This is a genomic window from Phaeacidiphilus oryzae TH49, assembly GCF_000744815.1.
Classification (GTDB): domain Bacteria; phylum Actinomycetota; class Actinomycetes; order Streptomycetales; family Streptomycetaceae; genus Phaeacidiphilus; species Phaeacidiphilus oryzae.
The window spans coordinates 311,064-334,639 of record NZ_JQMQ01000004.1 but is presented as its reverse complement, the minus strand read 5'-3'; the positions used below and the strand labels follow the sequence as shown (position 1 = coordinate 334,639).

Sequence of the window (23,576 nt, the reverse complement as noted above, 5' to 3'; positions counted from 1 at the left end):
AGAGGGGAACCACTTCGCATGTTCGCCCTGCCTTCGCCCTCGACTCTCTCCAGAGCCGCCCGACGGGCACTCGCCGGCTGCGCGGTCGTCGCGGCGGTCGCCGCGGGCGGCCTGGCCGGCGCCGGGTCCGCCTCCGCGGCCGGCTCCGCCGCCCCCGCGGGCTCGGCCCAGACCACCGGCGCGACCGCGCAGACGCTGCGTCAGCTCGCCGCCGCCGACGGCAAATACGTCGGCACCGCGGTGGACCCGATCTCCTACCTCGACACCGACCAGACCTTCCGGCAGATCACCGGCTCGCAGTTCAGCGCGGTCACCCCCGGGAACGCGATGAAGTGGGAGGTGGTGGAGCCGCAGCGGGGCACCTTCGACTGGAGCGGCGCCGACGAGCTGGTCTCCTTCGCCGAGGCCCACCACCAGCTGGTCCGGGGCCACAACCTGGTCTGGGACAGCCAGCTGCCGACCTGGCTGACCGGCGGGTCCTTCACCGACGCCCAGCTGAAGGCGATCCTCAGGCAGCACATCATCACCGAGGTCAGCCACTTCAAGGGCCGGATCTACGCCTGGGACGTGGTCAACGAGCCGTTCAACGAGGACGGCACCCTCAAGCAGACGATCTGGGAGAAGGCCCTCGGCCCCGGCTACATCGCCGACGCGATCCGCTGGGCCCACGAGGCCGACCCGCACGCCAAGCTGTACGTCAACGACTACAACATCGAGGGCGTCAACGCGAAGAGCGACGCCGCCTACGCGATGGCCAAGCGCTTCAAGGCGGAGGGCGTGCCGCTGGGCGGCATCGGCCTCGAGTCGCACTTCATCCTCGGCGAGCTGCCCACCGACATCAAGGCGAACATGCAGCGGTTCGCCGCGATCGGGGTGGACACCGCCGTCACCGAGCTCGACGACCGGATCCTCCTCCCGGCCACCGACGCCGACCTCCAGCAGCAGGCCGCCGACTTCGGCTCGGTCGCCGACGCCTGCCTGGCCGTCCGGCGCTGCGTCGGGGTCACGGTCTGGGGCTTCGACGACGGCGACTCCTGGATCCCCGGCTTCTTCACCGGCTACGGCGCGGCCACCCCGTACGACGCCGACTACCAGCCGAAGCCGGCGTACTACGCCCTGGCGAACGCCTTCGCCGCGGCGGCCGGCCGGCACTGAGCCGCGGTGCCCGCGCGGCGCGGTGAGGCCCCCGCCTCGCGCGGGCACCGGCTGGTTCCGCCGGGCCGGCCGGTCAGTTGAAGCCGAATCCGGGCGGCAGCGGCTGCTGCAGGAAAAGCCGGTCCGGTACGGCGGCGGCCAGCGCCCCGTATCCGGCCGGGTTCAAATGCAGGTGATCGCCGGAATCGTATTGCGGAAGAATGTTCCGGGGGTTCTGCGGATCCCGCGCAGCCTTGTCGAAATCGACCACCGCGTCGAATCGGCCGCTGTTCCTTATCCAGTCGTTGATCGCCTCGCGGGACTTCTCCCGATATCCCTGCGGATCGTCGTAGCCGGTGTTTCCGCCGAAGGGCGTCAGCGTCGCGCCGTACACCCGGATCCCCTGGGCGTGCGCCCGCCTGATGCTCTGGTCGTACGCGGCGATGACGTCCGCGGTGACCTGCTGCTGCGCCTGCGGGGTGGCGTCGGCGGTGCCGATGTCGTTGACGCCCTCGAAGACCAGCAGCCACTGGACGCCGCTCTGCGCCAGTACGTCGCGGTCCACCCGGGACAGCGCGTTGGGGCCCAGGCCGTCGTTGAGCAGCCGGTTGCCGCCGGCCGCCTGGTTGTCGACGGCGACCCGGGCAGTGCCGGGGTCGCGGCGCAGCCGGGCGGCGAGCTGGTCCGGCCAGCGGTCGTTCTGGTTGGTGGTCGACCCCCGGCCGTCGGAGAGGGAGTCGCCGAGGACGATGGCGGCCGCGCTGTCCCGGCCCGACCAGGACTCCACACCGCTGATGAAGTACCAGTGGTCGGCGGTGGCGGCGCCGCTCAGGTCGGTGTCGTCCAGATGGTCGCCGGCCTCCATGTAGGAGGTGGTCCGGGAGCCCGGGTGGGAGGTGAGGGCGGTCGACGCCTGACCCTGCGCCAGGTACATCGTGACGGTGAGGTTCGCTCCGGCCGGCACATGGAAGCCGACCGGGTCGGAGACCACCTGGGAGCCGGTCGGCACCACGGCGGAGGGCCGGCCGTCGAAGGTCAGCGCGTGCGAGCTGCCCGGCTGGATGCCGCTGACCCCGGCGGCGCCGCCGGCCGGCAGGGCGATCGAGGCGGCGGTGATCGGCAGCGCGGCCCCGCCGAAGGCGTTGGAGAACCGCAGCCGCAGCTGGTCGCCGCCCTGGGTGACGTGCACGGTCTGCCGGACGGTGCTGTTCACGAACACCGAGTCGGTGCCGGTGAAGGGCGCCGGCGGCATGTTCCCGGGCTCGGTCAGCTGCGGCATCGCGGTCCAGGTGTCCACCCAGTGGTCGCCGGACCCGGCCTGGGTGGCTCCCCCCACCGCGGCGACCGGCGAGGAGAAGGCGACCGTTCCGGCCAGCACGGCCGCCACCGCCCAACCCGCATAGGCGGATTTTCGATTCAATCCCACAGTGGGACACCTCCACTGAAATCCGATGGGGAACGCGGGCGACGCTAAACCGGCGGCCAGGGGGTGTCAATATCGGGGGCGAAGCCCGAAAATTTCGGCCCGGGAAGGGCTCGGCCGGTCCGTGATTCGGTATTTCGGGCGGGACTCGGCGAATGCCGGCCAGGACCGTTTTCCTGGCCGGTTCAGGACACGGCTGGGCGGCGCCTCCCATTCGGAGGCGCCGCCCATTCTCTCGGCCGGCGCGCCAGCGCGTCGTCCTCGCGGTGGCGCCGTCGGCGGCCGCTCAGTGGCTGCCCGCGGCCTGCTGGTGCTGCTGCTGCTGCTCGGCGAACTCCTGGAACGCGGCCAGGGCACGCGGACCGTACACCGTGCCCGGGCCGCCGTTCATCAGGATGGCCACGCCCATGGCCTCCGCGACCTCCTGCTCGCCGACCCCGTGCGCCACCGCGGCGTGGGCGTGGGCGGCGATGCAGCCGTCGCACTCCCGGGTGACCGCGATCGCCAGCGCGATCAGCTCCTTGGTCCGCGCGTCCAGTGCCCCCGGGGCCAGCGCGCTGTCGTGGAGTTCGTGGTAGCCCCGGTACACCTCGGGGATCAGATGACGCAGCTCCCGCGACGGGCGCCGCAGTTCCTCGCGGACGGTGGTGCCGTATCCCATGGCCCGCTCCTCCTTCGTCCGGCCTGCCGCCTGATGGCCCGTCCAGTGCAGCCCCGCCCCTGGCGCGGCGGCTAGGGCGGTGCGGGCCGGGGCGGTGGACCGATTGGCCCGGATCCCTGCCGCCGTGGTCAGGAGGCCGTGGCGGCGGCCAGCCGGCGGTGGACCTCGTCCATGTCCAGCGCCCGGGTCTGCTCGACGACCTGCTCTAGCGCCTTCTCCGGGAGTGCGCCGGCCTGCGAGAAGACCACCACCTTGTCCCGGACGACCATCAGGGTGGGAATCGAGGTGATGCCGAAGACCGCCGAGAGCTCCTGCTGCGCCTCGGTGTCGACCTTGGCGAAGGCGAGGTCCGGGTGCCGTTCCGAGACCCGCTCGAAGACCGGGCCGAACATCCGGCAGGGGCCGCACCAGGACGCCCAGAAGTCCACCAGCACGATGTCGTGGTCGGTCACCGTCTGCTCGAAGTTGCCGGCGGTGAGTTCGATGGTCGCCATGTCGCCTCCAGGGCTCGCTCGGGGCTGTCACATACCCCCATGGGTATGTAACCCCGAGGTGGCCGCGGGCATTCCCGACCGTCCGGACGACAGTGGTCCCGTGCGCCTCACCAGATGCGGAAGCCCTCGGTCACCGCGGCCTCCTCCAGGAAGGCGACGAAGCGGTCCCACACCTCGGGCGCCGGATCGTCCTCGTCCTCCCCCGCGGCGGATTGCGGGCGGCGGTTGCGCCAGCGCTTGAGGGCGGCCTGGGTCTCGTCGGCGGTCACCTCCCAGCCGGTGCCGCCGAACTCCAGTGCCTCGGCGGGCAGCACCCGGCGGCCAGGTTCGTCCTGCGGCGCCGTCATCCCGTACCGGTGCGCCCAGTGACGGATCGTCTCCAGGTCGGCCTTGTCCAACTCGATCTGCCCCGGCCGCTCCCGCAGCGGCATCGGATGCAGCGTCATCGCCGTGAACAGCATCGCCTCTCCTCTCGCCGACTCGCCCTGACTCCAGCATGCGGCGGAAGCCGCCGCCCGCGCAGTGCGACGCGCGGGGATCGGCTGGGCCGTTCGGGGGCGATCGCCCCAGCCGCGCCAGGCATCCCTGACGAAACGTCAGCGACTACCCAGACGGCGGCGGTCGAGCCCGACGGCGTCAGGAAAGCGTCAAGAGGGGAGCCGCCGGCGTATACGGACCGTCAAGGGGCCGCCCGCCGGGGGCCGGAGCGAGGGAGGGTGGAATCGACGGCCGCAGGCCGCGGCCGGGCGCAGACGAGCGAACGGAGGACGAGCCGTGTTCCTCCTCGATCCGCGAACCACCCCGAAGCAGCCGTATCGGCCGCCGCAGCCGCAGCGGCCCCCGCGGTCCCGGCGGCCCACTCCGGCGCCGGACACCTTTCTGGCCGACCTGGCCCTGCCGCTGGCGTACGCCTCCGCCGCAGTGCTGTCGGTGGTCCTGCTGCTCGCGCTGGGCCATCGCTACGCCCTGGTGGCGATCGTGCTGTTCGGCTGCCTGGCGGCGATCGCCGCCGTGCCCGCACGGCTCGTCTGGTCGCCGGTGATCGGCCTGGTCTGCTGGCTCTTCGTGGACGGCTTCCTCCTCGGCAGCGGCGGGGCGCTGGCCCTGCGCACCGGGTACGACCGGCTGGCGCTGATCGTCATCCCGGCAGCCTGCGCGGGCTCGGCGGTCGGCGCGCTGCTGCGGCGGCGAAGCCGGCGGTGACCCCGCCGGCCGCGCCACCGCGTCAGCCGAGGGTCTTGAAGCCCGGCCAGAGCGCCGGCCAGGAGGCGCGGCGGCCGGTGCAGATCCACAGCGGCGTGTGCTGCTCGTCGTTGTCGAGGTGCAGCCCGTTCTCCAGCCGGGCCACCTGGCGGCAGTCGCCGAAGGCCCCCCGGAGCAGCCCGGGCTGATGCTGGAAGCCGATCACCACCGCGGTGCGGGCGGAGTCCGGCGGCGGGCCCCAGTCGTAGAAGCCGTTGTGGCCGCTGTAGGCGGGCGGCAGGCCGAGCGCGGGACCGAAGTAGTCCACGGCTCCGGCCTCCCCGTAGTTGCGGGTCAGCACGATCGCCCCGGACCGCTCGGCGACCGGCAGCGCACGGTAGACCGCGGCGACCTGGCGTACGTAGACGGGCCAGCCCACGGTCTCGCCGGCCGGCTCGTCCAGGGCCGTGATCGGGGTGGCGTGCAGCATCGCGGCCGGCACCACCGGCAGCGAGACCACCACGTCGACGAGGCTCAGCAGCACGGCGGCCGCCAGCAGCGCCCGCCGCCGGCCGGCCCGCTCCGGTCGGCGCCGCACCCAGTCCAGCGTGGGCTGGGCGCCCGCCGCCAGCAGCACCGGGTAGAGGGCGACCAGGTAGTACGTCTTGCCGGCCAGCGCCGTGAAGAGCACCACCAGCACCAGGTACGCCCAGCCGAGCGACCGGAAGACGCGCAGCTCGCGGGCGCGCAGCAACCGCACCAGCCCGGCGATCCAGACCGGCGTCAGGAACGCCGAGACCACCACGGCCTGCATCGGCGGGAAGAGCCCGCGCGGCAGCGAGGTCCCGGATCCGCCGGCCGCGATCGACCGGCTGACCGCAAGCTCCGGCCAGCCGTGCCGGGCCTGCCACAGCAGGTACGGCAGCCACAGCCCGGCCGCGACGGCCGCGCCCAGCGCCGGCCAGGGCGACCACAGCACCCGGCGCGGGCCGGAGACCAGGATCCCCACCCCGGCCCCCAGCAGGATCGCGCCCACCAGCGGGTCCGCCATCAGCCCGATCCCCGCGAGCACTCCGATCAGCGGCCACCAGCGGCCGTCCCCGGAGCGGAGCAGCCGGACCAGCATCCAGAGCAGCAGGACCTCGGCGAGCAGCGCGAAGGTGGCCGTCGACAGGGTGTGCCCCAGCGCGAGGACGATCGCGGAGACCGCCGTGCCGCCCGCCGCCAGCGTCTGGCCGCCGCGCCGCGCCCCGAACTCCCGGGCCAGCAGCCCCGTCATCACCACCACGGCCGCCACCGCCGACGCCATCGGGGCGCGCAACGCGACCAGCGAGTGCGGGAAGGCGGCCGACATCGCCCGCGCCACGGCCGGGACCAGCGGCGGCTGGTCCGGGTAGCCCCAAGCCAGGTGCTGCCCGGCGACCAGGAAGTACAGCTCGTCCCGGTGGTAGCCGTAGCGGCCGGAGAAGCCGAGCTCCAGCGCGAGGAGGGCCGCCGCGACGGCCCCCACCGGCAGCGCCGCGAACGGCGCCCGGGCCGGCGGCGGCGAGCCGGCGTCGGGCGCGGCGGCCGGACGGGCGACGGGGCCGGACGGGCCCTCGTCGACCGGCGGACCGGACGGACCGAATCGACCGGACGGACCGGACGCACTGGACGGACCGGATGGACTGCTCATCCTGCGGCACCCCCAACTCACGCGCAGGGCAGGCGAGTTCCCGTCAAGAATAGGCGCCGGGCGGCCGCCGCCCGGTCAGATCCAGTCGCGCCGGCGGAAGACCAGGTAGAGGCCGACCGAGATGCCGACGGTGACCAGGCAGGAGGCCAGGAAGCCCCAGTGGGTGCCGAATCCGGGGTACGGCACGTTCTGGCCGTAGAAGCCGGTCACGGCGGTGGGGACGGCTACGATGGACGCCCAGCCGGCCAGCTTCTTCATGATCAGGTTCATCCGGTTGCCCTGGATGGTGAGGTTGGTCTCCATCACCGAGCCGACCATGTCCCGCAGCGAGTCCGTCCATTCGGCGACCCGCAGCACATGGTCGTAGACGTCCTGGTAGTACGGCACCATCGGGTCCGCGACCAGGTGGAGGTCGCGGCGGATCAGGGTGTTGACCATCTCGCGCATCGGCAGCGCGACCCGGCGCAGCCGCACCAGGCTCTTACGCAGGGCGAAGGAGTGCCGCTGGACGTCCCTGGCCTCCCGGGAGTCCTCGGAGAAGAGGAGGTCCTCCAGGTCCTCTATCCGGTCGTCGAGTTCCCGGACCGCCACGAAGTGGCCGTCGACCAGGACGTCGAGGAGGCCGTGCAGCAGGAAGCCGACGCCGTGCTCGGCGAGCTCGCGGGAGTCGTCCCAGCGGGCGACCACCTCGTCGATGTCGAAGCGGTCGCTGGCGCGGACGGTGATCAGCGCGTTGGGGGTGACGAAGACCGAGAGGGCGCAGGTCTCCAGCCGGTCCTCCACCCCGCAGACGGCGTACATGCTCAGGAAGCAGTGCGTCGGGTAGCGGTCCAGCTTGGGGCGCTGGTGCTGGTGCCTGGCGTCCTCGACGGCCAGCTCGTGCAGCCCGAACTCCTCCTCGATCCTGACGAAGTCCTCGTCGGTGGGATCGCAGAGGTCGAGCCAGACGACCACGTCCGATTGAGGAAGGTATTCCGATATGTCCTCGACGGGGAAGTCCTCCAGGTCGAGCTTCCCCGCGCGGTAGAGCCTTGTCCGAGCCATCGCGCCACCATAGAGGGTCCGCCCCGCCCCTCCGTCCCCGGTTGCCGCGGGCTCCTCACCGAAGTCTCACCTGCGGCGGAGGACGGCGGGGGCGGAGGAGGGCGCCGGGAGCGGCGGCCGGCGCTAGCCCTCGCCCCTCCGCAGCCGGAGGGTGAGGATCTGGAACGGCCGGAGGGAGAGCGGGATCCCGCCGTCCGCGTCGAGCGGCCCCGCGGCCCCGGAGGCGTCCGTCAGCGGGCGCTCCAGCAGGTCGGTCTCCCAGGCGGAGGAGACCGGGAAGCCGGTCGCCAGCACCGCCCGCGCCCGCACGCCGTGCGCCTCGTAGAGGCGGACCACCACGTCGCCCGACCGGTCGTCGGCGAGCTTGACCGCCTCGATCACCACCCCGTCCGGGTCCACCCCCACCAGCGGGCCCACCTCGGCGACCGCCGCCGCGTCGGGGACGGCGACGGTCCGCTCCGGCAGGTTGAGCCGGTAGCCCTCGCGGATCGCGTCCGGCACCTCGGCGCCGACCAGGAAGGTGTAGCGCAGCCGGTGCCGCCCCCGGTCGGTGTCCGGGTCGGGGAAGCGCGGGGCCCGGAGGAGGGACAGCCGGACGGTCGTCGTGGTGCCGCCGTCCGGGCGGACGTCCCGGGTGACGTCGTGGCCGTAGGTGGAGTCGTTGACCAGGGCCGCGCCCCAGTCCTTCTCCCCCACGTGGAGGAAGCGGTGGGCGCAGACCTCGAACTTGGCCGCGTCCCAGCTGGTGTTGGCGTGGGTGGGGCGCTCGATGTGGCCGAACGGGATCTCCGCGGTGGAGTGGGCGGCCCGGACGTCCAGCGGGAAGGCGGCCTTGAGGAGCTTCTCGCACTCCTGCCAGTCGACGGTGGTGTCGACCTCCAGCCCGCGCGACCCCTCGCGCAGCGAGAGCAGCTGCTCGACCCGCGAGTCGCCGAAGCTGCGGACCACCCGTACCGCGTCGCCGTCCTCGGTCGCGGCGACCTCGTCGGCGCCGGTGAGGTCGCGGACGGAGTTGCGGTAGAAGGCGTCGATGTCCCAGGCGTCGTAGGTGTTCGGGTAGTCCTGGTGGAGCTGGAGGAGGTTGGCGGCGGAGCCGGGCGGCAGCGCCTCCCGGCCGGTGGTCAGGTCGCGGGCGGAGACCACCAGTCCGCGCCCGTCGATCACGAACCGGACCAGCTCGTTCTCCAGGACCAGGCCCTCCGGCCGGGACTCGGCGCGGACCGCGGCCGGCTCCTCGCGCCGGGCGGCGCCCAGCGCGGCCACCCCGTGGCGGGCGTGCGGGGCCGCGTTGAAGACCAGTTCGGCGTCGCCGGAGCCGGCGCCCTCGCCGGCCAGCGCCCGCTGCGCCGCGCCGATCAGCTCCTCCAGCTCGGCGGCCACCCGGGCGTGGGTCTCCTCGGCCTCGCGGTGCACCCAGGCGATCGAGGTGCCAGGGAGGATGTCGTGGAACTGGTGGAGCAGCACCGTCTTCCACAACCGGTCCAGCTGCTCGTACGGGTAGTCGGCGCCGGTGCGCACGGCCGCGGTGGCCGCCCACAGCTCGGCCTCGCGCAGCAGGTGCTCGCTCCGGCGGTTGCCCTGCTTGGTGGCCAACTGGCTGGTCAGGGTGCCGCGGTGGAACTCCAGATAGAGCTCGCCGACCCAGACCGGGGCGTCGTTGTACTCGGCCTGGGCGGCGGTGAAGAACTCCGCCGGGCTCTCGATCGCCACCCGGGGCGAGCCCTCCAGGTCGCCCAGTCGGCGGGCCCTGGCGAGCATCTCGCGGGTGGGGCCGCCACCGCCGTCGCCGTAGCCGAACGGCACCAGGGAGCGGCCGGAGAGCTTCTTGTCCTGGAAGTTGCGGACGCTGTGCGCGAGTTCGGCACCGGAGAGCTCGCTGTTGTAGCTGTCCACCGGCGGGAAGTGGCTGAAGATCCGGGTGCCGTCGATCCCCTCCCACCAGAAGGTGTGGTGGGGGAACTTGTTGGTGGTGTTCCAGGAGATCTTCTGGGTGAGGAACCAGCGCACCCCGGCGAGCTTCATCAGCTGCGGGAGGGCGGCGTTGTAACCGAAGGTGTCCGGCAGCCACATCTCCTCGGTCTCGACCCCGAACTCGTCCAGGTAGAAACGCTTTCCGTGGACGAACTGGCGGACCAGCGCCTCGCCGCCGCTGATGTTGGTGTCCGGCTCCACCCACAGGCTGCCGGTCGGCAGGAACTGCCCGGTCTTGGCCTTCTCCTGGGCCCGCGCCCACACCTCCGGACGGTGCTCCTTGAGCCAGGCCAGCTGCTGGGCCTGGGACATCACGAAGCGGAACTCGGGGTGGTCGTCCATCAGCTGGGTGACGTTGGAGACGGTGCGGGCCACCTTGCGCACGGTCTCGCGGAGCGGCCAGAGCCAGGCGGAGTCGATATGGGCGTGGCCGACCGCGGAGATCCGGTGGGCGCTGCCGGCCGCCGGGGAGGCGAGCGCCGGGGCCAGCCGGGCCCGGGCGGCCTCGGCGCTGCCGCCGATGTCCTGGAGGTCGACCGCGTCCAGCGCGAGCTCCACCGCCCGCAGGATCTGCCAGCGGCGCGGGGACTCCTCCGGGAGCTCGTGCATCAGCTGGCCGAGGACCTCCAGGTCCTGCGTCAGCTCCCAGACGGCGGTGTCCAGTACGGCCAGCTCCATCCGGCGCAGCCGGTAGATCGGCTCGCCGGGCCCCTCGCCGCCCTCCCCCAGCCAGGGCGCGACCCCGCCGAGCGCGGTCGGCGCGTGGGGGTCGCTGTCCGGTCCTGAGACCATCACCTTGGGGTTGGCCGCGGCCTCGACGAAGACCGCGAACTCCTCTCCCCCGGCGGCCCGTTCGGTCACCGGCACCCACAGGTTGCGCGGGTTGAGGGCCTTCACCGCGGTGCCGTCCGGCCGGTAGACCAGGCCCTCGGCGGAGAAGCCGGCCCCGTCCCGGTCGAAGCCGAGGTCCAGGACGGCCTCCACCCGGCTGCCCGCCCACTCGGCGGGGACGGTACCGCGGACCCGGAACCAGCTGGTGGTCCAGGGGGGTCCCCACGGCTCGCCGACCGCCGTCGGGCGGTAGTCGGCGGCGAGTCCCTCGCGGACCGGCACCGGCTCGCCGGGGACGGCCCACACCTCCACGTCCAGCGGGACGGACCGGGGGTGCACGGCCGGGCGCAGACGCTGGCTCAATACCCGTTCGAGCCGGCGCTCGGTCAGTTCGCGGTCGCTGTGCATTCTTTCTGTGCCTCTCGCGTCAGTGGGGTGCGGGGGTGCGCTCAGCCCTTGAGCGCGCCGCCCAGGGCGAATCCGCCGCCGAACCGGCGCGCGAGCACCAGGTAGAGGACGACGACGGGGATCGAGTAGAGGATGGAGAACGCCGACAGCTGCCCGTACTGGGTCTGGTCGTGGGCGCTGAGGAAGTTGAAGACGCTGACCGAGGCGGGCAGCTTCTCCGGGGAGAGCAGCAGGATGAAGGGGACGAAGAAGTTCCCCCACATCCCGATGAAGGTGAAGATCGTCACCACCGTCACGCCGGAGCGCATCAGCGGCAGCACCACCCGCCACAGCACCTGGAACCAGCCGGCCCCGTCGATCCGGGCGGCCTCCTCCAGCACCAGCGGCACGCCGTCCATGAAGTTCTTCATCAGCCAGATGCCGAACGGCAGCGCCGAGGCGCCCAGGAAGAGGGTCGTCCCGAGCATCGAGTCGATCAGGTTGACCTGGACGAACATGCTGTACACCGGGATCATCACGGCGGTGATCGGCAGCCCGGTGCTGAACAGCACGGTGTAGAGGAACGGCCGGCGCAGCCGCGAGCGGTAGCGGGAGAGCGGGTACGCGGCCAGGATCGAGCAGACCACGCAGATCAGGGTGCCGCCGCCGCACAGCAGCAGCCCGTTGAGCATCGGCTGGAAGGTGGTCGTGGTGTTCAGCACCGCCCCGAAGTTGTGGAACGTGGGCGGCGAGGGCACCGAGAGGGTGAAGTCGGCGTGGGCGTTGAGCGAGGCCAGCAGCATCCACAGCAGCGGCAGCAGGAAGGCCAGCGAGACCAGCAGCAGCACGCCGTTCACCGCGAGCCGGGAGGCCAGGTGCCTCCGCAGCCCGGAGAGTCCCCCGGTGGCCGCGGGCGACCGGCCGGGCTTGGGCTTGGACCTGGGCTGGCGGAGGCTCAGTCTCCGGGTCGAGTCGGTGAGGGCCATCAGTCGTCCTCCAGCTTCAGCAGCCGGAGGTACACCGCCGAGAAGACGGCGCCCACCAGCAGCAGCACCAGCGCGATCGCGGTCCCGTAGCCGATCAGGCTGTTCTGGAAGGCCTGCTGGTACATGAAGATGGGCAGCGTCTCGGTGCGGTTCCCGGGGCCGCCGTGGGTCATGGTGTAGATCAGCCCGAAGACGGCCAGCGTCTGCAGGGTGATCAGCATCAGGTTGGTGGTGATGGTCCGCCGGATCACCGGCAGGGTGACCCGCCACAGCCGCTGCCACGGCCCGGCGCCGTCCACCATCGCCGCCTCCACCAGCTCCTGCGGCACCTCGTCCAGCGCGGCCGAGTAGACCATCATCGAGAAGGCCGTCCCGCGCCAGACGTTGGCCAGGCAGACCGCCAGGATCGGCATGGTGTACAGCCAGTTCTGCCGCGGCAGGCCGAGCCCGCCGAGGATCGCGTTGAGCGAGCCCTGCTGGAAGAAGAAGGCGTACATCAGGTATCCGGCGACCACCTCGGGCAGCACCCAGGCGGCCACCACCACGCCGGTGGTGATCTGCCGGACCGGCTTGGACGCCTTGGCCATCAGCACGGCCAGGGCGAGGCCGAAGGTGTTCTGCCCGATCACCGCGGAGCCGACCACGAACACCACGGTCAGCACGACCGAGTTGATGAACTGCGGGTCGTGCAGCGCCTTGGTGAAGTTGGCGAGGCCCACGAAGTGGGTCACGGCCGAGCCGGTGAGCTGCATGTCGGTGAAGGCGTAGTAGACGCAGTACGCGATCGGCCCGGCCAGGAAGAGCACCAGCAGCAGGACGGCCGGCAGCAGCGGCATTCCCCGGAAGAGCGCGCGCAGCGGCGCCTGCGCTCTTCCGGCCGTGCCGTTCACCGTGCTCACGGGTTGCCGCCGGTCTCGGTGTTCCCGGCGCCCACGGCGGCCTTGACCGCGCTGTCATAGGTGCTCGCCGCGGCCGCCACCGAGCTCTGGCCGGTGGTCACCGACTCCATGGCGTCCTGGATGGCGGTGGACACCTGGGTGTAGACCGGCAGCGCGGGACGGTAGTAGGTGTGCTTGACCAGACCGGTGAAGAAGGCGTTGGTGGGCACCGACTTCAGGTACTTCGGGTCGGCCGCGACGTCGCTCCGCACCGCGATGGTGTTGTTGACGACGTTCCACTGGGTCGCGGCCTGCTCGGTGTTGAGGTACTGGACGAACTTCCAGGCCAGACTGGAGTTCCGGGCCTTGGCCGGGATCGACCAGGCCCAGCCGCCGGACATGCTGACCTGGCCGGGCGCCTGGCCGTTCTGGGTCGGCATGGGGGCGGTGGCCATCGTCGAGGACCACTGCGGCCACGGCTTGTCGCCGCTGGCTATCCAGTGCTGCGGCATCCAGGAGCCGTCGATGTCCATCGCCAGCTTGCCGGAGGGCAGCAGGTCGTCCGAGATGGTGTTGGAGAAGTTGGCGCTCAGCGCCTGGGACGGGGTGGGGCCCAGGCCCTGGCTGTAGACCGTCTTGACGAACTGCAGCGCGTCCTTGAACTGTTGGCTGCCCACCACCCACTTCTTGGTCCTGGCGTCGTACAGCGAGTTGGAGCCGGCCGGGGTGCCGTAGAGGAGCATCTCCAGGCCCTGCATCGAGGAGGCCTCGCCGCCCGCCTTCCCGGTGTAGATGTTCAGCGGCACCGCGCCGGGGACCTTGGCCTTGATGGCCCGGGCGGCGCTCAGGACGTCCGCCCAGCTCTTGGGCTGCCACGGGACGGGCAGGCCGGCCTTGGCGAAGAGCTGCTTGTTGTACCAGATGCCGCGGGTGTCGGTCTCGTCCGGGACGGCGTAGGTCTTGCCGTCGGTGCCGCGGACCGCGGCCTTCGCGGCGGGGGCGAACTTCTGCCACTCCGACCAGGAGGACAGGTCCTGGTCCAGCGGGGCCAGATAGCCGCTGGCGACGTCGGAGTTGAGGGTGGCGGTGTCCTCGTAGACCAGGTCCGGGGTGGTGGACGGGGCCCGCATCATCAGGTCGATCTTGGTGTAGAAGTCGTTCTCCGAGGCGGTGACCGGGACCAGTTGGACCGAGGTGCCGGGGTTGGCCTTCTCGAAGGCCGCGGCCTGGGTCTTGAGGTAGTTCGCCTGGATCTTGTTGGCGCTGTTGAGCTGCTGCCAGTAGATCACCTTGATCGACTTGCTGCTGCCACCGCCGGCGGTGCCGCCGCAGCCGGCGAGGGTGGCGGACAGTGCCGCGGCGACGGCGGCGGTGGCGAGCAATCTGGTACGCACGTTGGGCCTCCCACAGACGGTGCAGATGAATGCCTGGTTGTGCCGGGGAACGGACGTGGCTTCAGGGGGTCTTGACGAGGCGATAGCTAAATCCATTGGATGGACGAAGTCAATGTTCCGTACGTGTAAACTCCGGGGTCGTTCCGAGGGCCCGGGAGGCGCGCGGTTGCGCTCGGGCGCACGGCAGGAGGAGGTCGAGGCGTGGCTGCGACGGGCGGTACCAACCTCCCCCGGGTGGGGGGCTACAACCAGGCGGTGGTGCTGGACGCGATCCGGGTCCGCGGCCCGGTCAGCCGGGTCGAGCTGGCCGAGCTCACCGGGCTCACCAACCAGACCGTCTCCAACGTGGTGCGGCGGCTGCTGGACGCCGGCCTGGTGTCCGAATCCGGACACGCCCCCTCCAGCGGCGGCAAGCGCCGCACCCTCCTCTCCCCGCGCGCGGACGGCGCCTACGCGGTCGGCATCCACCTGGACCGGGACGCCGGCCAGGTGGTGCTGGTGGACCTCGCGGGGTCCACGGTGGCCGGGCGGCGGTTCGCCGTCTCGGCGCCGGGCGAGCCGTCAGCGGTGGTCGAGCAGGCGGCGCGGACGGCGAGGCGGCTGGTCGGGCGCACCGAGGTGGACCCCGCGCGGCTGCTGGGCGCGGGGATCGCGGCACCCGGGCCGATCGACGGGACGGCGGGCGAGGTGGTCTCGCCGCCGAACCTCTCCGGCTGGGGCCGGGTGCCGCTGCTGTCCATGTTCGGCACCGCGCTGGACATGCCGGTGGCGCTGGACAACGACGCCACCGCGGCGGCCATCGGCGAGCGCTGGATCGGCGGGCAGAAGCGGGCCGGCAGCTTCCTCTTCATCTACTTCGGGGCCGGGATCGGCGGCGGGATCGTCCTCAACGACACGGTGCTGCACGGGGATTCGGGCAACGCCGGGGAGTTCGGCCACATGGCGGTGGAGCCGGGCGACCGGCTCTGCAGCTGCGGCAGCAACCGCTGCGTGGGGCCGTACTGCAGCCCGCGGGCGCTGATCGAGGAGGTCTTCCACCGGCACGGCGAGGCCGCCGCCGAGCGGATCGGGCTGAGCGGCGCGGCCGAGGCGCTGACCGAGGACTGGAAGCGCCTGCGCCGGGCCGCCCGGCGCGGCGACCCGGCCGCCGACGAGGTGGCCCGCCGGGCCGCGCGGCTGCTGGGCCAGGCGGCGCGGGGGGCGGTCGCGCTGCTGGACGTCAGCCGGGTGGTGCTGGGCGGGGAGGGGATGCGCGGCCTCGAGACCATCATGTGCGAGGAGATCGACGCGGCCGTCAACGGCAACTCGATCGCCCGCGCGCTGGACTCCGTCTCCGTCGAGACCAGCGTCATCGGCGACACCGCGGGCGCGGTCGGCGCCGCCGCCCTGATCCTCCACGGCCACTACGCCCCTGGGCTCCGCCTCCTCACCACCGAATCCACCCCGGCCTGACCCGCGAAGGAGAACCCGACCACCCTCAGGCGCGGAGCTCGCGCTCGAACCACAGGCCGGACTTGCCCCCCAGATCCGCCGGACCCGCAGGGCCCACCGCGACGAACCCCGCCTTCGCCAGCACCCGCCGCGACGCCGCGTTCCCGTCCGACACCGCCGCCCGCAGCACCCGCACCCCGTGCCGGGCCGCGGCGATCCCGCACAGCTCCCGCACCGCCCCGGTGGCGACCCCACGCCCGGCGGCCCGCTCGGCGACCCGGTAGCCCAGGTCCGCCGTGCCGTCCGCCAGGCCGTACAGGTTGAACCGCCCCAGCACCGATCCGTCGTCCTCCGCGACCAGCAGATAGCAGGCGCAGCCGCCCGCCTCCTGCTCGGCCAGCAACTCGCCGAACCCCTCCGCGAAGCGCTCGAAGAACTCGTCACCCCGGTCCGAGATGAACCCCGCGAAGTACGCGCGGTTCACCCGCTCGAACTCCAGGACCGCCGAAGCGTGTTCGGCGCACAGCAACTCAAGTCCGGCCACCGGCCCACCCTATCCGCCGGCCGGGGCCGCGACGCACCCTCCGCGCCCCGGCCCCCGCCCTTCGGCCCCGAGGGGCGGCATCCGGCGGCGGGTCAGCTCCCGCTCGGCGGCGGTTCGATGACCTCGTCCGGGCCGAGCCGCGGGGTGGCCTGGCCGACCGGACCGTAGCCGAGCCGGACCAGCATCTGCACATGGCCGGGGCCGGTCGACGGGTCGCGCAGCGCCCAGCGCAGGTCCGGCCACTCCAGCGCCTGGTGGAGCAGCGAACTGCGCAGCCCGCCCATGGTGGCCAGCAGCAGCACCCGCTGCAGCGCCTGCCCGGCGCGCAGCCAGTCCGCCCGGCGGTCGTGGGCGGTGGACAGGACGGCGATGGTCGGGTGCGCCTCGAAGGCGGCGGAGGGCAGCTGCAGCGGAATCCGCAGCGCGGTGAAGTCCCGCACCGGCACCCGCCCGTGGGCGTCCTGCGGGCCGAGGGCGTCCGGCGGCAGGCCGACCCGGCCGTCCTGCGGCGGGCGGATCCAGCGCCGGCTCTCGCCGCGCCGGTCCGGGTCGGCGGTGTTGCGCCGCTCGGCCTCGGCGGTGAGGAGCATCAGTCGGCGGGTCTCCTCCGGGTCGGGGACGATCAGCAGGGCGCCCTCGGCGTGGGCGCCCTCGGTCAGCGCGGTCAGTTCGCCGGGCGGCACGGGCCGGTTGGAGTACGGCAGCCGGCTGGTGTGCCGGAGCCAGATGGCGTCGTAGAGCGCGCCGTCCGGAGTGCGGCCGCCCCGGCTGGGCCCGGCCAGCCGGACGGAGGCCAGCAGGTCGGGCTCGGCGGGCCTGGGCAGCAGTCGGACGACCGGCTCCCAGCCGAAGGCGCGGACGGCGGTGCGGAGGTTGAAGACGGCCGCGCCGACGGAGATGTGGAGGGCGCGCCCGGTCGGGTCGGTGTGCCGCAGGGAGCGCTGCGGGACGGCCCGCACCTCCAGGGTGCGGCTCTCCGGCAGCAGGCGGAAGCGCCACGGCTGGGTGTTGTGGATGGAGGGGGCGGCGACCGCCGCGGAGACCAGTTTCTCCACCGCGGCTGCCGACAGTTCGTCCGACACGTCGGGAAGGCTCGTGGTCCTGTCCATGGCGCACTCCGATCAGCCTGCCCGGTGGGCCGCGGGCTGCCGCCCGCCGGACTGCTACCAGGGTGCACACCGGCCGGGTACCCGAGGCAGGGCCGAAGGGTACCGGCGTCCCGGACGTTGGACTCACCCGCGCGGCGGGCCGCGATCAGGCCGACCCGGGCCCGCCGCCGCCCTCCGGGCGCTGCGGGCGGCCGTTCTCGGCCTCGGCCTTGCGGTGCCACTCCCCGGCCAGCACCGCGGCCTGGATCCGGCGCTCCACGCCCAGCTTGGCGAGCAGCCGGGAGATGTGGTTCTTCACGGTCTTCTCGGCGAGGTAGAGCTGCTTGCCGATCTGCCGGTTGGTCATCCCCTGCTCGACCAGCTCCAGGATCTGGCGCTCGCGCGGGGTGAGGGCGTTCAGCGCGGAGACCGTGCCGTCCTCCTCGACCGGCTCCTCGCGGGCGCGCAGGCTCTGCATCAGCCGGGCGGTGGTGGCCGGGTCCAGCATGGAGCGGCCGGAGGCGACCGTCCGCACGGCGGTGACCAGGTCGCTGCCCTTGATCTGCTTGAGGACGTAACCGGACGCACCGGCCAGGATGGCGTCCAGCAGCGCCTCGTCGTCGTCGAAGGAGGTCAGCATCAGGCAGGCCATCTCGGGCAGCCGGTCGCGCAGTTCGCGGCAGACGGTGACGCCGTTGCCGTCCGGCAGCCGGACGTCGAGCACCGCCACGTCCGGGCGGACGGCGGGTATCCGGGCCAGCGCCTCGGCCGCGCCTGAGCCCTCGCCCACCACGGAGATGTCGTCCTCCGCCTCCAGGAGGTCGCGCACTCCACGGCGGACCACCTCGTGGTCGTCCAGGAGGAAGACCCTGATCTGCTTGCTGTCGCCGTCCTGCGCGCTCAACTCGTCCTCCTGCCGTGTGGCCTGACGCGGTGTCACCGCGGAGCGTTCATCGTTCACCCGTCCAGGATGCACGCCCCGAGGGTCCCGCCCCAGGGGCCGCTGGACCCAAGCCCCACGACGGGTTGACGGGGCCGCCCGGCGGGCGTAGAAACGGTGTTACCCCACAGAAACGGTGTTTCCATGGCGAGGGCGGCGGGGGCGGGTGCCTATCGGAAGGCCCAGGAGGCCGGGCAGGCGGCGCTGCGCACGGCCGTCCTCGACGCGGCCTCCGGGCTGCTCGGGAGCGAGGGCGCGGCGGCGCTGAGCATGCGCCGGGTGGCGGGGAGCGTGGGGGCCTCCACCAAGGTGCTGTACACCATGTTCGGCAGCAAGGAGGGCCTGGTCGAGGCACTCTGCGAGGAGGGCTTCGCCCGCTTCGAGGGCGCGCTGCGGGCGGCCGTGCGGTCCGCGGACCCGCGGACCCGGCTGGTCGAACTCGGCCACGCCTACCGGGACTACGCGCTCTCCGAACCCCACTACTACCAGGTGATGTTCGGCGCCCGGGCCGTCTCCGGCCGCCGGACCGACCCAGGGACCCACCGCTCGCACATCACCTTCGACTTCCCGGTACGGGCCGTCCGCGCCGCCATGGAGGCCGGAGTGCTCAAGCCGGGCGACCCGCAGCAGGTAGCCGAGACGCTGTGGGCCGCGCTGCACGGGCTGGTCAGCCTCGAACTGGCCGGCCATCTCGACCCGGACAACGGCGCCCGGCGCCTGGAGGCGATGCTCAGCGCGCTCAGCGGCGACCTCCTCGCCTGAGCCGCCGGTCGGCCACGGGCGGCGACGTCGCAGCCCACCAAGGGAGGGGACCACCCATGTCCACCGATATCCGCGCCGTGGAAGGCGCCTTCGCACCCGTGCGGGAGGAGGTCACCGCCTTCGACCTGCCGGTGACCGGCCGCATCCCGGACCAGCTGAACGGACGCTACCTGCGCAACGGCCCGAACCCCCTGGGCCTTGAGGACCCCGCCGGCCACCACCTCTTCGTCGGGGACGGCATGGTGCACGGCGTGCGGCTGCGCGACGGCCGGGCCGAGTGGTACCGCAACCGCTGGGTGCGCTCGCAGCGCGTGGCCGAGCGGCTCGGCGAGGTCTGGAAGGGCGGCCCGGTGCACGCGGGGATGGACTTCGCCCCCAACACCCATGTGATCGGGCACGCCGGCCGGACCTTCGCGATCGTGGAGGCCGGCTCCCGGCCGTACGAGCTGGGCTACGAGCTGGACACCCTCGGGCCCTGCGACTTCGACGGCGGGCTCCCCGGCGGCTACACCGCGCACACCAAGCTGGACCCGGTCACCGGCGAACTGCACGCCGTGGCCTACTTCTTCGGCTGGCAGTACCTCCAGCACATCGTGATCGACGCGGCCGGCCGGGTGGTGCGCACCACCGACGTACCGGTGGCGGACGGGCCGATGGTCCACGACTTCGCCCTCACCGAGAGGTACGTGGTCCTCTACGACCTGCCGGTCACCTTCAGCATGGACGCGGCGGCGGCCGGCGAGCGGCTGCCGTACCAGTGGAACGACGACCACCCGCCCCGGGTCGGGCTGCTGCCAAGGGACGGTTCCGCGGCCGACGTCCGCTGGCTGGAGGTGGAGCCCTGCTTCGTCTTCCACACCCTCAACGCCTACGACGAGGGCGGCCGGGTGGTGGTCGACACCGTGCGCTACCCGGGCCGGTTCGACGCCCTGCGGCTGCACTCGGCGGAGCAGCCGGTGCTGGACCGCTGGACGCTGGACCCGGCCGGCGGCTCGGTGCGCACCGACCGGATCGGCGGCGCCTCCGAGGAGTTCCCCCGGGTGGACGAGCGGACCGTGTCCCGCCCGCACCGCTACGGCTACACCGCCCTGATCCCCGACCTGGTCGACCTTTTCACCCCCGGCACCGCCGACGAGGGGCCGAGCGCGCTGGCCACCCCCGACCTCGGCAACGAGCTGGTCAAGTACGACCTCCTGCGCGGCACCCGCGAGGTGCACCGCCTCGGCCGGGAGGCCTATGTGGGCGAGGGGGTCTTCGCGCCGCGGTCACCGGACGCCGCCGAGGACGACGGCTACGTCCTGGCCTTCGCCCACAACCCCGAGCGGGACGCCGCCGACCTGCTGATCCTCTCCGCCCAGGACTTCACCGGCGCCCCGGTCGCCCGGGTCCACCTGCCCCGGCGGATCCCGCTGGGCTTCCACGGCAGCTGGATACCGGACCAGCCGGACGACCGGGCCTGAACCGGCCCGAGCCCGGCCTCCCTGAACATCACCAGGCCGGGCTCACAGCGCGGACAGCGCCGCGCGCAACCGCCGTTCCGCCTCGTCGGCCACCGGCTTCAGCTCCGCCCGCCCGCTGACGGCGACCATCGCCTGCGGGTCCAGGGCCTCGACGACGGTGGCCGAGGAGGACTCCGGGTCGGCGCGGACCACGACGTTGCAGGGCAGCAGCAGGCCGATCCGCCGGTCGGCCTCCAGCGCCCGGTGGGCGAGCGGCGGGTTGCAGGCGCCCAGGATCAGATAGGGCTCGGTGCCGACGTCCAGCTTGGCGCGCAGGGTGGCCTGCACGTCGATCTCGGTGAGGACGCCGAAGCCCTGGTCGGCCAGGGCGGCCCGGACGCGCGGCACGGCCTCCTCGAAGGGCTGGTCGATACGGGCGGCGATGGCGTACTCCATGGTGCGGGGCCTTCCTCTGCCGGCGGGATCTCCACGGTCATGGTGCGTCAGGGCGGGGCGTTCCGCCTCCGCGCGGCGCCGGGCCGGCGGAGGCGGAACCCGGCTCACCACGCGACCTTGGTGTCGGCCGGGCCGGTGCCGATGTCGTCCAGCTCCCAGCGCAGCTGGTCGCGGACGTCGACCACGCCCTCGACCGTCAGCGCCCGCTGCCGCAGCCGCTCGGCCTGGCTGCGCCGGACGGTGCGCCCGTCCAGGATCACCCGGCCGTGCTCGCAGCGGACGTCGAGGGTGGCCGAGATCAGCCCACTGTCCGGGGCCAGCGCCACCTCGCGGACCTCCGCCGCGATCTCCTCGTCGCTCCGGCGCTCCACGTCCAGCAGGTCGCAGAGGCAGACCATGCCGGTCAGCCGGCGCTTCTCGTCGACCACCGGCAGGTGGTGCACCCGGTGCCGGACCGCGACCAGGGCGGCGTCGGCGACCGTGGTGGAGACGCCGACGGTGATCGCCGGACGAGTCATCAACTCCCCGGTCTCCACCGCCCGGGCGCGCCGGCGGATGCCGCGCACATCGCGCGACTCGAAGACCCGCGAGCGCGGCGGCAGCGCCTGCACGGCCAGCTTGGCCAGCAGGTCGGAGGCGCAGACCACGCCCATCACGTGCTGCTGCTCGTCGATCACCGGCAGCACGTCGTGGTGGTGCCGGTGGGCGGCGGCGACCGCGGTGGCGTAGTCCACCCTCGGGTCGACGGCCACCACCGGCTGCTTCATCACCTCGCCGACCGTGGTGTGGTGCGGGCCCGCCGGCCTGCGCGGGGCGGTGTCGGACTCGGGCAGGATGACGCCCGACTCGACCCTCTCCACCTTCTCCGGGCGCGGCCGGTCCGCGGCTGGCTGCTCTTTCCGCACGGGGTCGCCGGGGACGGGTACGGCCATCGTCGGCTCCTCTCCTCGGTCCTCAGGTTCCTGGGACCACCGTCCCGCTCGGCGACCCTGCCGCGCTGGTGCCCACCGGGCACGGGCGGTGGGCCGGTCGGCCCGCACCGCCCGCCCGGGCGGGCGGGCGGACGGGCGGACGGGGGCGGACGGTCGATCGCGCGAACAGCGCTCAGTCGAGGTGGCCCAGCGCCGCCCGGCCGGCCTCGAGACGGGCCACCGGCACCCGCTGCGGGCGGCAGGAGACGTGGTCGACACCGGTGGTGTGGAAGAACCGGATCGAGGCGGCGTCCGAGCCGTGGCTGCCGTAGACCCCGGCCCGCAGCCCCGGGTCGACCCGGCGGGCGGCCCGCAGCGCGCGGCTGATCAGGTGGCCGACCCCGGCCCCGTCCAGCGACTCGAACGGGGAGGCGGCGAGGATGCCGCGCTCCAGGTACTCCGGCAGGATCCCGGCCTCGGCGTCCTCCCGGGACAGGCCCCAGACGGTCTGGGTGAGGTCGTCGGTGCCGAAGGCGAAGAAGTCCGCGGTGCCGGCGATCCGGTCGGCGGTGACGGTGGCCCGCGGCAGTTCCAGCACCGCGCCGATCCGCAGGTCGACGGTGCCGCCCGACTCCCCCGCGGTGGCGTCCAGGATCCGCCGCACCCGGTCCCGGATCAGCTCCGTCTCCACCGACGAGGCGACCAGCGGCACCAGCAGCTCCGGCCTGGGCTCGCCGCCCGCGGCCCGGCACTCGGCGACCGCCCCGGCCAGCGCCCGCACCTGGACCTCCAGCAGCTCCGGCCAGGTCAGCGCGAGACGGGCGCCGCGCAGCCCGAGCATCGGGTTGTGCTCGTGCACCCGATCGGCGGCGGCGAGCTGGGCGACCTCGTGCGGGTCCTGCGGGCTCCCGGCGGCGGCCAGGGTGGCCAGGTGGACGGCGAGGGCGGTGCGGTCCGGCAGGAACCGGCCGAGGGGCGCGTCGAACAGCCGGACGGCCACAGGTCTGCGGTCCATCTCGCCGAGCACACCGGCGAGTTGGGCCCGCTGCACGGGGAGGAGCTCGGCCAGGGCGCGCCGGCGGGCCTCGTCGGAGCCGGCCAGCACGGCCTCCTCGACCAGGGTGCGGGCCGGGCCGCGGAAGGCCCGCTCGGTACGGCAGAGCCCGACCCCGTCGGCGCCGAGCAGCCGGGCCTGGCGGGCCTCGGCGGCGGTGTCGGCGTCGGCGCGGACGCCGAGCCGGCGCACCCGGTCCGCGTGGGTGAGCAGCTGGCTGACCGCGGAGACCAGCGGGACGTCGGCCGGGTGGGTCTCGCCGGTGGCCAGGTAGTGGGCGACCGGGGAGGGCGCCAGCGGTTCGGCGCCGAGCCGCAGCTCCCCCGTTCCGCCGTCCACGGACACCTGGTCGCCCTCCACCAGTACCCGGCCGTCCGGCAGCAGCGCCCGGCGGGCGGCCGGGTCGATCCTCAGGTCGGCGGCGCCGGCCACGCAGGGGGTGCCCAGGCCGCGGGCGAGGGCGGCGGCGGAGCCGGCCAGGCGGTCGGCGCCGGTGATGACCACGGCGTCGGCGACCAGGATGCCCGGCAGGTCGGCCGCGGTGGTCCGGGCCCGGATCAGCACCACCCGCTCGCCGGCGGCGGCCTGGTCGACGGCGGCGACCGGGTCGAAGACCGCGGTGCCGGTGGCCGCCCCGGGCGCGGCCGGGACGCCCCGGGTGAGCAGCGGCCGCCGCCCCCGCCCGGGCTCCGGCGGACCGAAGCGGGGCAGCAGCAGCTCGCCCAGCTGGGCGCCGGTGACCCGGCGGAGGGCGTCGTCCAGGCCGATGGTCTTGGCGTCGACGAGCCCGGCCGCCTTGCGGAAGGCGTCCGCGCTCGTCCCCTGACCGGCGGCGCGGGGTCCCGGAACGGCGGTGCGTACCTGGTACGGGGTGCTGTGGGACATGGCTTG

At 73.4% G+C, this 23,576-nt stretch carries 21 protein-coding genes; 5 read left to right on the top strand and 16 right to left on the bottom strand.

Translation table 11 applies throughout. The features are described from left to right. The first annotated feature begins 18 nt into the window (after nt 1–18). A complete protein-coding gene (locus BS73_RS01725) occupies nt 19–1,155 on the top strand; it encodes an endo-1,4-beta-xylanase (RefSeq protein ID WP_051939054.1) in 1,137 nt (378 codons plus the stop codon). A 73-nt stretch (nt 1,156–1,228) separates the two neighbouring features. On the opposite strand, the gene BS73_RS01720 is transcribed toward BS73_RS01725, so the two are convergent. From BS73_RS01720 to BS73_RS01705, 4 genes are all read right to left on the bottom strand, one after another. Next, complete coding sequence (locus tag BS73_RS01720) at nt 1,229–2,554, bottom strand: SGNH/GDSL hydrolase family protein (protein WP_407674955.1); 1,326 nt, start codon at nt 2,552–2,554, stop codon at nt 1,229–1,231. A gap of 289 nt (nt 2,555–2,843) precedes the next feature. Next, nucleotides 2,844–3,218, bottom strand: a complete 375-nt coding sequence (locus BS73_RS01715; protein WP_037568685.1) for a carboxymuconolactone decarboxylase family protein — start codon at nt 3,216–3,218, stop codon at nt 2,844–2,846. Between the two features lie 128 nt (nt 3,219–3,346). Next, the gene (gene trxA, locus BS73_RS01710; protein ID WP_037568683.1) at nt 3,347–3,712 is read right to left on the bottom strand and encodes a thioredoxin; all 366 of its coding nucleotides are present in this window, start codon (nt 3,710–3,712) and stop codon (nt 3,347–3,349) included. Between the two features lie 107 nt (nt 3,713–3,819). After that, on the bottom strand, nt 3,820–4,173 hold the full coding sequence (locus tag BS73_RS01705; protein ID WP_037568681.1) for a hypothetical protein: 354 nt from the start codon (nt 4,171–4,173) through the stop codon (nt 3,820–3,822). Between the two features lie 313 nt (nt 4,174–4,486). On the opposite strand from BS73_RS01705, the gene BS73_RS01700 reads away from it, so the two are divergent. Continuing rightward, nucleotides 4,487–4,915, top strand: a complete 429-nt coding sequence (locus BS73_RS01700; protein WP_051939052.1) for a hypothetical protein — start codon at nt 4,487–4,489, stop codon at nt 4,913–4,915. Nucleotides 4,916–4,937: 22 nt separating this feature from the next. On the opposite strand, the gene BS73_RS01695 is transcribed toward BS73_RS01700, so the two are convergent. From BS73_RS01695 to BS73_RS01670, 6 genes are all read right to left on the bottom strand, one after another. Beyond that, on the bottom strand, nt 4,938–6,569 hold the full coding sequence (locus BS73_RS01695) for an ArnT family glycosyltransferase (RefSeq protein ID WP_084703689.1): 1,632 nt from the start codon (nt 6,567–6,569) through the stop codon (nt 4,938–4,940). Between the two features lie 75 nt (nt 6,570–6,644). Further along, complete coding sequence (locus tag BS73_RS01690) at nt 6,645–7,613, bottom strand: magnesium transporter CorA family protein (RefSeq protein WP_037568680.1); 969 nt, start codon at nt 7,611–7,613, stop codon at nt 6,645–6,647. 123 nt (nt 7,614–7,736) lie between these two features. Beyond that, nucleotides 7,737–10,823: an alpha-mannosidase gene (locus tag BS73_RS01685; RefSeq protein ID WP_037568678.1), complete on the bottom strand. Its 3,087-nt coding sequence runs from the start codon at nt 10,821–10,823 to the stop codon at nt 7,737–7,739. A 41-nt stretch (nt 10,824–10,864) separates the two neighbouring features. Further along, the gene (locus tag BS73_RS01680; protein ID WP_084703688.1) at nt 10,865–11,788 is read right to left on the bottom strand and encodes a carbohydrate ABC transporter permease; all 924 of its coding nucleotides are present in this window, start codon (nt 11,786–11,788) and stop codon (nt 10,865–10,867) included. Next, nucleotides 11,788–12,624, bottom strand: coding sequence for a carbohydrate ABC transporter permease (locus tag BS73_RS01675; RefSeq protein WP_084703764.1), 837 nt, complete (start codon nt 12,622–12,624; stop codon nt 11,788–11,790). Before BS73_RS01675 ends, BS73_RS01680 begins: the two co-directional genes overlap by 1 nt. A 59-nt stretch (nt 12,625–12,683) precedes the next feature. Next, nucleotides 12,684–14,060: an extracellular solute-binding protein gene (locus BS73_RS01670; protein WP_037568674.1), complete on the bottom strand. Its 1,377-nt coding sequence runs from the start codon at nt 14,058–14,060 to the stop codon at nt 12,684–12,686. A 201-nt stretch (nt 14,061–14,261) separates the two neighbouring features. On the opposite strand from BS73_RS01670, the gene BS73_RS01665 reads away from it, so the two are divergent. Next, nucleotides 14,262–15,512, top strand: a complete 1,251-nt coding sequence (locus BS73_RS01665; protein WP_037568672.1) for an ROK family transcriptional regulator — start codon at nt 14,262–14,264, stop codon at nt 15,510–15,512. A gap of 25 nt (nt 15,513–15,537) precedes the next feature. Here the strand turns inward: BS73_RS01665 and BS73_RS01660 are convergent, their stop codons facing one another. The 3 genes from BS73_RS01660 to BS73_RS01650 all read right to left on the bottom strand — a co-directional run bounded on the left by BS73_RS01660 (nt 15,538) and on the right by BS73_RS01650 (nt 18,027). Beyond that, a complete protein-coding gene (locus BS73_RS01660; protein WP_037568670.1) occupies nt 15,538–16,035 on the bottom strand; it encodes a GNAT family N-acetyltransferase in 498 nt (165 codons plus the stop codon). Nucleotides 16,036–16,127: 92 nt separating this feature from the next. Continuing rightward, nucleotides 16,128–17,144 carry an Acg family FMN-binding oxidoreductase gene (locus BS73_RS01655; protein WP_051939050.1) on the bottom strand — a complete coding sequence of 339 codons (1,017 nt, stop codon included), beginning with the start codon at nt 17,142–17,144 and terminating at the stop codon, nt 16,128–16,130. A gap of 145 nt (nt 17,145–17,289) precedes the next feature. Further along, nucleotides 17,290–18,027 carry a response regulator gene (locus tag BS73_RS01650; RefSeq protein WP_037568668.1) on the bottom strand — a complete coding sequence of 246 codons (738 nt, stop codon included), beginning with the start codon at nt 18,025–18,027 and terminating at the stop codon, nt 17,290–17,292. 180 nt (nt 18,028–18,207) lie between these two features. On the opposite strand from BS73_RS01650, the gene BS73_RS01645 reads away from it, so the two are divergent. Next, on the top strand, nt 18,208–18,825 hold the full coding sequence (locus BS73_RS01645) for a TetR/AcrR family transcriptional regulator (RefSeq protein WP_037568666.1): 618 nt from the start codon (nt 18,208–18,210) through the stop codon (nt 18,823–18,825). 56 nt (nt 18,826–18,881) lie between these two features. Further along, nucleotides 18,882–20,285, top strand: coding sequence for a carotenoid oxygenase family protein (locus tag BS73_RS01640; protein WP_037568665.1), 1,404 nt, complete (start codon nt 18,882–18,884; stop codon nt 20,283–20,285). 42 nt (nt 20,286–20,327) lie between these two features. Here BS73_RS01640 and BS73_RS01635 read toward each other — a convergent pair whose 3' ends face one another. The 3 genes from BS73_RS01635 to BS73_RS01625 all read right to left on the bottom strand — a co-directional run bounded on the left by BS73_RS01635 (nt 20,328) and on the right by BS73_RS01625 (nt 23,570). Further along, nucleotides 20,328–20,720: a DUF302 domain-containing protein gene (locus BS73_RS01635; RefSeq protein WP_037568663.1), complete on the bottom strand. Its 393-nt coding sequence runs from the start codon at nt 20,718–20,720 to the stop codon at nt 20,328–20,330. Nucleotides 20,721–20,824: 104 nt separating this feature from the next. Further along, nucleotides 20,825–21,652 (bottom strand): CBS domain-containing protein, encoded by an 828-nt coding sequence (locus tag BS73_RS01630; protein ID WP_051939048.1) that lies wholly within the window; start codon nt 21,650–21,652, stop codon nt 20,825–20,827. A 172-nt stretch (nt 21,653–21,824) separates the two neighbouring features. Further along, the gene (locus BS73_RS01625; protein ID WP_051939045.1) at nt 21,825–23,570 is read right to left on the bottom strand and encodes a putative PEP-binding protein; all 1,746 of its coding nucleotides are present in this window, start codon (nt 23,568–23,570) and stop codon (nt 21,825–21,827) included. Between the last annotated feature and the right edge of the window lie 6 nt (nt 23,571–23,576).